The sequence below is a fragment of the Neobacillus driksii genome, assembly GCF_013409995.1.
Lineage (GTDB): Bacteria > Bacillota > Bacilli > Bacillales > Cytobacillaceae > Neobacillus > Neobacillus driksii.
This window is the reverse complement of the sequence record NZ_JACCBX010000006.1, coordinates 16,022-28,260: the sequence shown is the minus strand read 5'-3', so window position 1 is coordinate 28,260 and position 12,239 is coordinate 16,022. Positions and strand designations below refer to the sequence as shown.

Sequence of the window (12,239 nt, the reverse complement as noted above, 5' to 3'; positions counted from 1 at the left end):
CTTTCTCAGATTTTTTTCTACAAAATCTGCTAACATTCAACTATATTTTAAGCCTTTATAGAGTAAATGTTACTTAGTTTATAATTCTAAAAATCGTTCTTTAATTCCCTTTGACCAGTTGCAGTTTCTAGCTCCTCTTCCCTTCCTGGTGCCAATAAAATCCTCTTCATTCGGGTACTTCGTGCATTAACTAAGAATCTAAATTTGTCGATGAATTAATGATTTCACTTCCCATCATATGTAGTAACATATGGTTGAAATCAGACATAGTATAATAAATTCACTATAGGAGAGATTCAAATGACTAAGAACGAAGTTGTAATTGTAAGTGCTGTTAGGACACCAATTGGAAGTTTTCTAGGAAGTCTACAAAATGTTTCCGTAAAGGAGCTTGGGGCGACAGTAATAAAAGAGGCCATTCTAAAAGCTGGGATAACACATGATAGTGTTGATCAAGTTATTATGGGGAATGTTTTACAAGCAGGATCTGGCCAAAATCCGGCAAGACAAGCTTCACTTGCTGCCGGTGTACCTCAAGAAACACCAGCGATCACAATTAACATGGTTTGTGGATCAGGCTTGAGAGCCGTCCATTTGGCAACACAGGCAATTCTTTCGGGAGATGCTGAGATTGTCGTTGCGGGCGGAATGGAAAATATGAGTCAAGCACCATATTTGGTAAAAGGCGGACGGAATGGGTTTAAGATGGGAGATCAAAAATTGTTGGACAGCATGATCCAAGACGGATTGTGGTGTGCCGAGAATAACTATCATATGGGAATCACAGCCGAAAACCTTGCAGAAAAATATGAAATTACCCGGAACGAGCAAGATGAGTTTGCGGTATGGAGTCAACAAAAGGCTCAAGCAGCAATTGAATCGCACCGATTTATGGATGAAATTGTCCCTGTTGAAGTACCTGGTCGAAAAGGACAAGTAACACTATTCAGTCAGGATGAGTTCCCTAGATTTGGAACAACAGCAGAAAGTCTAGGAAAACTTCGTCCTTCATTTAATAAGAATGGGACTGTTACCGCTGGAAATGCTTCAGGAATTAACGATGGTGCTGCCGCTTTTGTTGTGATGAGCCGTAAAAAGGCAGAGGAATTACAACTTACACCTATGGTAGTGATTAAAGCAAATGCTATAGCAGGTGTTGACCCAAGTATTATGGGAATTGGTCCCGTCCCAGCAGTAAAAAAAGCTTTACAAACCGCTTTTTTATCACTAGAAGACATTGATTTAATTGAAGCAAATGAAGCATTTGCTGCCCAATCGATCGCAGTAGACAGAGAACTGCATTTCAATAAAGAAAAGCTAAATGTAAATGGCGGGGCAATTGCATTAGGTCACCCGATCGGTGCGAGCGGCGCAAGGATTTTAGTGACATTAATTCATGAAATGAAAAAAAGAGAAAACCGCTTTGGTTTAGCGACGTTATGTGTCGGCGGAGGTCAAGGTGTAGCTACGATCATTGAAAATGCTTAAACTGCAAGTGAGATTACTAGTTGATGGATCTGAAAAAAAAATCAACGTGAAAACAGAGAAAAACTCCTTATCTAACTATTCCGTTGTGAAGAATAGGTAAATTGACTAATTCAGCATTTTATAAACGTTTAGACTTCCCTTGTATATTCATGGATAGAAAATACAAGGGAAGCTCATTTATCCAATTTCAATAATCAAACGTTTGGAGGGGAAAATTTGAAAGTTGGTGAATCAGAATTTAATGTAAATAGAATGCTAGATATAAATAGTAGTCTTTTTAATAAGGATAATGATTTGAAAGATAATCCTCAGTTTCTGTTTAGTGAATATAAAAGATTCTTTAGAGCTGAACGCTTTTTGGAATCATTAGAGTTTTTTACTAAATCTCTAGGAAAAGGATTTCCTAGTGCGGAGTACGAAATGGGATACCACTGCTATTATGGGAGTGAACAGTTAAAAATCTCCAAGAACTACATTAAAGCTTTCAATTACTTTTCTGTTGCTGCAGCACAGGGACATGCGGATGCTCTCTATTACCAAGGGCTTATGTATCTTAAGGGTATTGGGGTTGCGATGGATATAAATCAAGCTCTTCTCTCCCTTAGTAGTGCTGCAAATCAAAATGAAAACAAAGCATTAGATACAATAGGCAGGATATATCACTTCGGATGCTGTGATATTTCATCAGATCCTAAAAAAGCCGAAGGCTACTATAAAATTGCAGTCAACCAGGATTATCCCCCTTCAATGTTCCATCTTGCCTTATTATTTGAAAATCAACACAGGTTTGAAGAGGCTTATGAATTAATGATCCAGTCGGCGAATAAGGGGTATATGGAAGCAATTAATTATACTATTAGTACATACAAGTAAAAAATTTATTTCAATAAAAAAAGCCCAAATTTCTCCATTTTTTAATAAAAAGAAATTGGGCTTTTTGAATATACATTTTTAATCTAGAAATCTCTAAGAAACACGAATTTTACCAATTCTTCTACTTCGATTACGATCTTTACTATTCAGTTCTCTTTGTGATTTTGGATTACCTGGAAATGATATGAGGCCGGCCTTATACAGGGCATATCCGATAAAGGTTGCAAAGATGGTACTTCTGATTAGATACCAGATGAATCTTCTGCCAACATTTTGTAACATGTTTTCACCTCTTTAACCTCTCATTGCTGATAAATATGTTGGAATCATCTTATTTATGTCGTCTTATTCAGCTCCATCATTACCCCTTTAGACTGGTGTGAAAGTGTGCACTATTTTCATTTTGCTTATGAACGTGATAAGTATCTGTTCTGGTTCTCCAATATCGCTAAACGAATTAGCTTCAGTTTTATTTCTTTGCTTAATGAAAGCCATTCCGGTTTAAAGATTTTCATTATTCATTCCCCCATTAGAGTATTGTTCGGTTTTGCATATAGTTAATAACCACTTAATTTGCAACAATAGTTCCGCTGAGATGTATTTGATTTTAATCATTCCCGTTTCCTCGAACTCTTTAACATTTTTCGTTTTCCATTTTAATTTAAATTTCTACATTTTTTTCAGGTTTTAAAAGATTGGAAGATAATCAATAAGGGGAATTTGGTTTATTCTCCTTATCTAAAGGGTACTGAATTAACATCCCAAATTTAGGAGGTAATATCAAAATGAACAATGAACAGTACCCAAGCAAATTACCTGCACAAGAACAAAACCAGCAGCCTGGAATGGAGAAGGATATGAGGCCACTTCCAGAAAGTGAAAATCCGACCTATAAAGGAAGTAACAAGCTGCAAGGAAAGAATGCAATCATTACCGGAGGAGACAGTGGAATAGGACGTTCAGTAGCAATCGCTTTTGCGAAGGAAGGAGCAAATGTTGCGATTATTTATTTAAATGAAAGCAATGATGCTGAAGAAACGAAACAGCTGGTTGAGGAGCATGGTGGCAGATGCCTATTAATCGCTGGAGATATCGGCGATGAACCTTTCTGTAAAAAAGCTGTAGAGCAAACAATAGATGAGCTCGGCGGTCTTGATATCCTTGTGAACAATGCCGCTGAACAGCATCCCCAGGAAAGTATAATGAACATTGATTCAGAACAACTGGAAAAAACATTCCGAACAAACGTTTTTGCAATGTTCCATTTAACAAAATCCGCACTACCTCACCTAAAGAAAGGGAGTGCCATTATTAATACAACATCCATCACTGCCTATAAAGGGCATCCTAAGCTGCTTGATTATTCTTCTACAAAAGGTGCGATTACATCCTTTACAAGGTCACTTGCCCTTCAGCTGGCCGAGAAAGGAATCAGGGTAAACGGAGTAGCTCCCGGACCTATCTGGACACCACTTATTCCTTCTACTTTTACTGCGGAAAAAGTAAGTAAACATGGTCAGGATACACCGATGAAGCGACCAGGACAGCCGGAGGAGGTTGCTCCCGCATTTGTCTACCTCGCATCACATTCAGATTCATCCTATGTTTCTGGACAAATTCTGCATATTAATGGTGGACAAGTCGTTAATGGGTAGATAGATTACTTATATACCAGTGGGGACGGTTCCTGTTGGCAGTACTACTATGGAACCATGAACCGTCCCCAGATTCTCTGCTTACTGTTTCCCTACATAATAAGTCTCCGTAGTTATAAGGTATATCCGAATCCCAAAATGGTAAAACATTTGTCTTCATGATTGGAAGCCATTTTAATTTCTACCTGGTGTTCCCGGCAGGCATTCTCTTGATACAAAATTACAGCATTGCAATGAGTCCAGTTAACTTCATGAGGGTCGGCCGTTATTATCTGTTGACCATCCACAAATATATCCGCTATTCCAAACTCACTATTTCCTGAATCCTTAAAAACAAGAATGAGACTTCTGCTGTTGATCTTCATTTTGAAACTTTCATTTCCCGATGAAGTTGTATGCATCCAGTTGTTTGGAAATTGCGGAGTGCCAAAAGGGTTCGCATCTATCTCTACCATCTGCAATTCGTCATCTGTTTCCAAAAAACCGCCCATATTTATCTTTGCATCTATTCGGTTATCTTTCCTATCAAGTAACTGAACATCCTTAAAACAATTACCGATAACCGGCGATTTATCTATCTGAATATCCTCTTGATCGCTAATGGATTTCTTTGTTTCTGAAAATAGATATGTAAGGCAATCCGCCATTACCGTATGACCGTCATTTGTTGGATGATAGATGTCATAGAAAAATTGCCTCTTAGTTATGATGTTTCCCGCGTCCTTTGTAAGCCTAAACTGCTCTACCACTGCATCCTTTACACTTACCATTGGAAGATCATAATGCCTTCCTACGGGAGATAGCCTATCTTGCAGATTCCAGTCATTTTCAAACACGCTGAATAATAAAATAACAGCGGGTTTGTTTTTCGAAGCTAGTATTTTTAAACATAAGCTCTCATAACAAATTCCGTTTGTTTCGTCTCCTGCATCATTTACGGCAAACTCAACAATCACGACATCTGGCTCTACTTTTCCATCTCTTAAAATATCGCGTTCATAGCGAATCATGCCGAGCTCTGATGGTGTACCTCCCACTCCGGCCTTGACGAAATGAACATTCTTCCCATTATCTTTCCCGAACATTTCTCTGAATTTCAAATAAGATTGATAGGCATAACTATGAGTATGGATTGGTTTTGCTCCAGCACCCTGAGTAATGGAGCCCCCTATGTAGGCGATGGTAATATCCTCGCCTCTTTCTGCTTTTTCAATGGCTGCTTTTAATCTTTGATTGTTTCCTTTACTTAAAAGGGATTTTCTAATCATAGCTTGGTAACCTTCAGAACTGAATGCGACCGGCTGTTCCGGCGATATCTCAGGCACCTTATAAGCATCATTCAGATAAAATTTGACACTTACTGTAGCTAGTTCACCCGGATGGTCAAATTCAAAGGCAAATTTACCTGGAACATCATCATCCTTGGACCATTGGAAATCCCCAAGTTTTACTATCATTTCTGTTCCATCTGTTGGACATGCTATTCTTAGTAGTGTTCCAGTTTCATATTTTTTTTGCTTTCCATAATGATGTAATACAAAATCGACTTTTCCTGTATTTCCATTTCCTGTTTTTATTACTACACCGATACTGTGAACCAGCTTATGAAATCCCTGACAATCATCAAGGAGAGTTAAAATTTCCTCATCACTCACGCCACCTACAAGTCTTGCATTACTTTTTAATCGTTCTTCACCTAAATAAATTTCCTGTGAAGGCTTACCTTCTTTACGGGGAGTTGCCTCAATCACTTTCTCATATATAACGAAAAAGCTGCCCCGTTTTGCCTCTGGATCTTTTGGTGCCTTGAAAACATCATTACTATCGTCATTTTTTATTAATCTACTTTCTGTCATCGTTACCTATCTCTCCTATGAATGATCAATTTTTTATTACACATAACTAGTGAATCTTCATAATTGACACATGTTGCCGATCCAATGGGAGCATATTGGTTATAATTAAAGATAATTACAATGTTTATTCAATGAACAAACAAAGTGTTTATGTAATCATTTTATTATTATTTTCAGAAAGGTCAATGTATTTTTAAAATCGCTTTATATTATTCTTTTTGCACCCAGGACAATAAAAACCGTATGTAATTTACTTTTATCCGTCGTATATTAACTTTGAGTTCAATTAAAGCATTTACACTTTATTTAACTAATTTTAAGATTTTTACTAATTCTCTCATTGACTTTTTCCTATATGTTATTGAAATATTCTGAGGTGCTGGTGCAAAAATCATTTCCATGATCTTTAGCACTATTCGTTAGAATACTATATAGACCCATCAATGATTTTGATGTTCTATACTATGAATCTGGTGATGGCAATGAAGGAGTTTAAAGAGATACATAGAATAAAAGGTTATACAAAAAATAATAGAGGAGGAATCGCTTTGGCATATCCAGAAATTAAGAAAATAAATTACAATCCATCTTTGAAAGGCTTGGCAGAGATATATCCAGATATCGTCTTTTCACTCGCACAACGGAACGGTACGAAAATGACAATTATTTCTCCGCAGATTCCTGAGGACTCGCAGGAAAAATACCCATGTATCGTCTTCGTGCAGGGAAGTGGTTGGACTTTTCCAAATATTTATTATCAAATTCCTCAGCTCTCACAGCTTGCTGCAAAAGGCTATGTAATTGCAACCATTACTCACCGTAACAGTTTGGAAGGATACCAGTGGCCTGCATGCTTACAGGATGTGAAAACAGCTATCCGATTCATGAGAGCAAAGAGTGCAGAATATCATATAGACTCTGATAGGATTGGTATCTGGGGTACTTCCTCTGGAGGAAATCTGGCTTTACTAACAGGGCTTACCAGTGATGATCCAAAGTATCGAACAGAGGAATATGCCGATTTTTCTGACCGGGTTAATCTGGTGGTAGATTGTTTTGGGCCAACAGATTTACTAAAGCGGAAAGCTCGTCTGGATAATCCGACTCCAGCCGATATTGCTCTGGCAGGTGGAAATCCAAGAGAAAATATGGATGTGTTTATCGATATGAGTCCATTTTATAATGTAAAAGAAGGTCTTACATATCCGTCATTTTTACTGGTGCAAGGAAATAAAGATGAGTTAGTGCCATATGAACAGAGTATTAATATGTTCCATAAATTGTGTGACTGTGGAGCAGACGCCCATATGATTGAGGTTAATAATGGACCGCACGAGGGCACTTTCTGGAGTCAGGAATTATTGGATATGATTTTTGGCTTCATAATGAAACGTTTATAAAAAAAGGAATAGAACTTTGAGTCAAAAGTACTGCAGCATGCACGTTATTAGGGGGAGGCTTGCCTTCCCTATTCCTGTTTTTATAGATTTTTCGTAATCAGAAATAAATTTTGGCTCCTCGAGCACGAATCTACTTCTTTCGTAACCACTACCTGAATTTTCACGCTTTCTCGGGCACGAACCTCCCTCTTTAATTAAGAATCTAAAGCTATTGTTATGCTTTAATAGCTCTGAATACAAAATCTATTAATATTTATAGGTAAAGTTTAAAAAATTAAATATATACAATAAAGTTAGTTTACTGCATAGATTAAGTTTAGTAATATTTAAACAAGAAATACGAAAACGTTTTCTTTTAATAAACTATGGAAACAGTGTTGAGAATGGGGGTAATTTATTTCATGGTACAGAAAAATGAATTGGCACACCGTTTGGCACAAAAGACTATCAAACTTTTGGATGCATCAGGAAATCCTGTTAAAGGAAAGGAAGTTTTACTAAGACAGACAAACCATAAGTTTTTATTTGGCTGCGGTATTTTTGATACGATCGACGTAGCAAATAAAAGTGTACCAGCAGACAGACTTGCATTTTTGGAAGAAAAAATGGATAAGTTCTTAGATGTTTTTAACTTTGCGACACTGCCATTCTATTGGGGAGTATTTCCTGACTACCGGGAAGGTTTTGAGCCTGAAAAAGGGAAACCACGAACAAAAGAATTAAAGGCTGCTGCAGAATGGTTAAAGAAGCGAAACGTAGAAGTAAAAGGACATCCTCTTGTCTGGCACACAGCAACAGCCCCATGGCTTTTGGATATGAGCAAAGAAGAAATCCTGAAAGCACAGTTTGCTAGAATTGAACGTGAAGTATCTGACTTCAAAGGATTAATCGATATGTGGGATGTAATCAATGAAGTGGTGATCATGCCAATCTATGATAAATATGACAACGGTATTACAAGAATTTGTAAAGAACTTGGCCGTGTTGGCATGATTAAAGAAATGTTTGCGAAAACACGTGAATTCAATCCAGGTGCGACTCTACTATTAAATGACTTTAATACATCCATTAACTATGAAATCTTAATTGAAGGATGTTTACATGCAGGTGTCAAAATTGATGCGATTGGTATTCAGTCCCATCAGTATCAGGGTTATTGGGGACGTGAGAAATTGGAAGAAGTATTGGACCGTTTCTCCCACTTTGGTCTTCCGATTCATTTTACAGAAAACTCTTTGGTATCCGGACACCTTATGCCGCCTGAAATTAACGATCTGAATGACTATCAGATTCCAGATTGGCCGTCTACACCAGAAGACGAAGAACGCCAGGCAAAAGAAGTAGAAGAAATGTATTCTATTCTGTTTAAACATCCTCAGGTAGAAGCCATTTCATCCTGGCAGTTCAGTGATGACGGTGCTTGGATTGGTGCTCCTTCCGGATTTATCAGAAAAGATAATAGTTTAAAACCATCCTATAAAGTATTACAGAAACTGATCAAAGGTGACTGGAATACCAATGTCACTTGTAAAACAGATGACAACGGAATAGTTTCATTTGCAGGATTCCTTGGTGATTATGATCTTGTTTGTGAAGATAAGAATGTAAGCTTCAAATTAGAAAAAGATGGTGAAACAAAACAGATAGTAAATCTAGCCAAAACAGATGTACTAGTCTAAACTTAAGGCAAATTTTTGGCTGACAGTGTTAAATGGAAGTATCATCTACTTTTCTGTATGTAGATGCTTAATAAGGGAGGGAAAACTGTTTGAAATCATTTGAAAAACTACATCCATTATTAAAAAGCTTTGTCGAAAAAGGTCCGGCTGGATGTGCCAGTGCAGTTACCTATCAAGGGAAAACTGTTTTTGAAGATTACATTGGCTATGCCGACCTTGAAACCGAAAAACCAATTTTATCGGATACCATTTATCGAATTTATTCAAACACCAAAGTGGTAACGTGTGTTGCCGCCCTTATTTTATATGAACGGGGATTGTTTTTGCTAAATGACCCTCTTGAAGAGTATCTTCCGGAATTCAAAGAACCAAAAGTTTACCATAGAAATAAAAAAGGAGAGTTGTCGATTTTACCTTCTTCAAAATCAATCAGGGTCAAAGATCTCTTCATGATGACCTCCGGATTAACCTATGGAGGGGACGGAAATGAAACGGAACGTCAGGTTAAACTGGCGCTTAATAACTTTAATAACGACAAGGGTTCTGTGAATTTAGATGTAAGAGCACTCTCTCAAATGCTCAGCGAGATTCCACTTGCCTTTGAACCAGGGACACAATGGCAATATGGCTACAGTCATGACATCTTGGGAGCACTGATTGAAGTCCTGTCAGGTAAATCCTTTGGACAATTTTTAAAAGATGAAATTTTTGATCCTTTAGAAATGAAGGATACATTTTTCAAGATTCCCGAGGAGAAAAAAGAGCGTCTTTGCAGCCTTTACAATCGTAGTGAAAACGGGGAGTTAACCAAAAATTCATTAATGGATGAGAATTATCAGCTTGGAGCCAAGTTTGAAAGTGGAGGCGGAGGGCTGCTGTCTACGTTGGGCGACTATAGTCGATTTGCCCACATGTTGGCAAACGGCGGAGAGCTTAATGGTGTCAATATTTTAGGAAGAAAGACGATTGAACTAATGTCCACCAATCATCTTCAGCCGGACGTGCTGCCATACTATAACTGGGACTATCTGAAGGGCTATGGCTATGGATTGGGTGTAAGAGTCATGATGAATTCGCCTTTAGCTGGCAGTAACAGTGCAATTGGAGAATTCGGTTGGTGTGGTTTAGCGGGCACGTGGGTATTAATCGACCCAAAAGAAAAGCTTTCCGCTGTGTATATGCAGCAAATGCTGCCTAACTTTGAGGCTTACCATCATCCACGGCTTCGCTCGGTTATTTATAGTTCGCTTTAAGAACACGCATAAATACTGAATTATTTAGGGAGGACGGAGTAATCGAAAATTAATTTGTAATCTTTTGTATCACTGTTTTTACTCTAAAAGCAATCGCTCAGACCAATGCTGAGTTGATTGCTTTTATTTATGCAAGCTCCTTTATAACCTGGTTTTTACAATTCAGAATGCTTATTCTTTTTCTGTTATGTACCATCCATCAGGCTTTTTCTCTATATGGAATATATCTTCATCGAATTTTTTTCGGAGCATTCTATATTCTTCATTTTCTATTTTAATTTTGGCTACTATGACTTTTTTTAACGTTATTTCAGGTTTCTTGACTTCGATAACCAAATCGTTAATCATAAAAAACGTTCGTTGATATCTCATACTCCACTTCCTCTCCTGTTTCTATTATTTACGTATAGAATTTGCCAAAAATCATTAAATTCCTTGTAAATTTTTCGTAAAAGTCGTCCTCGCCTCAAATCTTCAAAAACAAACCGAATCAAATGAATCAGACTTGCACAGTTAAAGTGTACAATATGGCTGACTTACAAACAATTGAACTACCGCCATAAAAGCAACCGTATCCATAACCGCCACATCCACCGCCATATTCGGAACAACAATGTTTCGCCACCACCCGTACTATCTGTGTGCTATCTCCTCTTATGTTATTTTAAAAAGCAAGGATGGATTGGACTATCATCATAAATTGGGATAAATCCGCGTTTTGACTATTCTATAACTCTATTATATTTTCAAACTGATTATCTCACCAGTGTGGAAGCCAATCTTGTTTAAACGCACATTTTGGCTGTCTTCTTTATTCGTTCTATCGGTTCAAACATTTAGGCATTTTATCCCTGGTTTATGTTAATCCAATATTCTAACTATTGTCTCTATTCAAAAAGTATTCTATAATACTTTTCATTACATAAATTCAAAAGTCAGAGGTGTACAAAATGTAAGTTTTAGAGAAAGTAAGCCAATTCGCCGGCAGTACCTTTGCCGTCTGGGTGCTATTATTTGCAGCCTTATCGTTTTTTTGGCCATCCGCATTTACGTGGATAGCGCCACATATTTCCCTCATCTTAGGAATCATTATGTTTGGAATGGGACTAACATTGTCTGCAGGAGATTTTAAGGAAGTTTTCAGACGTCCAAAGGATGTGGCAATCGGAGTTATTGGTCAATTTTTAATTATGCCTGGTCTTGCCTTTTTACTAGCAAAAGGATTACAATTACCTCCTGAAATTGCTGTAGGAGTCATTTTAGTAGGTTGCTGTCCGGGAGGGACTTCCTCTAATGTTATGACTTTCTTGGCGAAAGGCGATGTGCCCCTGAGTGTAACCATTACCTCAGTGACAACACTACTAGCACCTGTGGTAACACCAGCACTTATATTATTACTTGCAAGCGAATGGATTCCAGTAGATCCAGCTGGCCTATTTGTTTCCATTGTGAAAATAGTAATTATACCTATTGTCCTAGGGTTAATCGTTAAGAAATTATTTAATCGTCAAGCACAGGCAAGTGTAAATGTCCTACCGCTTGTATCCATTATAGGAATTGTTTCGATTGTAGCCGTAGTAGTATCTGTTAACCAACAAAATATTGCTAAAACAGGATTAATCATTTTTGCTGTTGTTATCCTACATAATGTCCTTGGCTATTTATTGGGCTTTTTCTTTGGAAAGTTATTCAAGATGGATTTATCGAAGAAAAAAGCAGTTGCAATTGAAGTGGGAATGCAAAACTCCGGCTTAAGTGTTGCTATTGCTTCCGCACATTTCTCACCATTATCTGCTGTACCAAATGCTATTTTCAGTGTTTGGCATAATATATCTGGTCCAATATTAGCGACCCTATTTAATCGGATGGATAACAATAAACCGCTCGATACGGATTCAAAAAATTCACAATTAACAAGCTAGATAACCACACCTTCATTGTTGGAAATCACCGACTATATAAAGGTGTGTTTTATTTAATTATATCCCCAACTAAACCGAGAACAAAATAAGGGAATTCCATTCTATTTTTCTAT

10 protein-coding genes are annotated in these 12,239 nt (G+C 37.5%); 7 read left to right on the top strand and 3 right to left on the bottom strand.

The features are described from left to right. Positions 1-300: 300 nt before the first annotated feature. Positions 301-1,488, top strand: coding sequence for an acetyl-CoA C-acetyltransferase (locus F4694_RS14555; RefSeq protein WP_179599134.1), 1,188 nt, complete (start codon positions 301-303; stop codon positions 1,486-1,488). Between the two features lie 216 nt (positions 1,489-1,704). Continuing rightward, entirely contained in the window at positions 1,705-2,361 is a 657-nt protein-coding gene (locus F4694_RS14550) for a tetratricopeptide repeat protein (RefSeq protein WP_179599132.1), read from the top strand. 93 nt (positions 2,362-2,454) lie between these two features. On the opposite strand, the gene F4694_RS14545 is transcribed toward F4694_RS14550, so the two are convergent. Continuing rightward, positions 2,455-2,643, bottom strand: coding sequence for a hypothetical protein (locus tag F4694_RS14545; RefSeq protein ID WP_179599130.1), 189 nt, complete (start codon positions 2,641-2,643; stop codon positions 2,455-2,457). A 503-nt stretch (positions 2,644-3,146) separates the two neighbouring features. Between F4694_RS14545 and F4694_RS14540 the strand changes: the two genes are divergently transcribed. Continuing rightward, positions 3,147-4,016 carry an SDR family oxidoreductase gene (locus F4694_RS14540; RefSeq protein WP_179599128.1) on the top strand — a complete coding sequence of 290 codons (870 nt, stop codon included), beginning with the start codon at positions 3,147-3,149 and terminating at the stop codon, positions 4,014-4,016. A 113-nt stretch (positions 4,017-4,129) separates the two neighbouring features. Here the strand turns inward: F4694_RS14540 and F4694_RS14535 are convergent, their stop codons facing one another. Next, complete coding sequence (locus F4694_RS14535; RefSeq protein WP_179599126.1) at positions 4,130-5,872, bottom strand: SGNH/GDSL hydrolase family protein; 1,743 nt, start codon at positions 5,870-5,872, stop codon at positions 4,130-4,132. A 548-nt stretch (positions 5,873-6,420) separates the two neighbouring features. Here F4694_RS14535 and F4694_RS14530 point away from each other — a divergent pair. The 3 genes from F4694_RS14530 (at position 6,421) to F4694_RS14520 (ending at position 10,204) form a co-directional block, all read left to right on the top strand. Further along, on the top strand, positions 6,421-7,272 hold the full coding sequence (locus F4694_RS14530) for an alpha/beta hydrolase (protein WP_218895668.1): 852 nt from the start codon (positions 6,421-6,423) through the stop codon (positions 7,270-7,272). A 401-nt stretch (positions 7,273-7,673) separates the two neighbouring features. Beyond that, positions 7,674-8,951 (top strand): endo-1,4-beta-xylanase, encoded by a 1,278-nt coding sequence (locus F4694_RS14525; protein ID WP_179599121.1) that lies wholly within the window; start codon positions 7,674-7,676, stop codon positions 8,949-8,951. Positions 8,952-9,040: 89 nt separating this feature from the next. Then, positions 9,041-10,204 carry a serine hydrolase domain-containing protein gene (locus F4694_RS14520; RefSeq protein ID WP_179599119.1) on the top strand — a complete coding sequence of 388 codons (1,164 nt, stop codon included), beginning with the start codon at positions 9,041-9,043 and terminating at the stop codon, positions 10,202-10,204. A 171-nt stretch (positions 10,205-10,375) separates the two neighbouring features. On the opposite strand, the gene F4694_RS14515 is transcribed toward F4694_RS14520, so the two are convergent. After that, positions 10,376-10,552, bottom strand: coding sequence for a hypothetical protein (locus tag F4694_RS14515; RefSeq protein ID WP_218895667.1), 177 nt, complete (start codon positions 10,550-10,552; stop codon positions 10,376-10,378). Between the two features lie 656 nt (positions 10,553-11,208). Between F4694_RS14515 and F4694_RS14510 the strand changes: the two genes are divergently transcribed. Then, the gene (locus F4694_RS14510; protein ID WP_308806348.1) at positions 11,209-12,126 is read left to right on the top strand and encodes a bile acid:sodium symporter family protein; all 918 of its coding nucleotides are present in this window, start codon (positions 11,209-11,211) and stop codon (positions 12,124-12,126) included. Positions 12,127-12,239 lie beyond the last annotated feature (113 nt).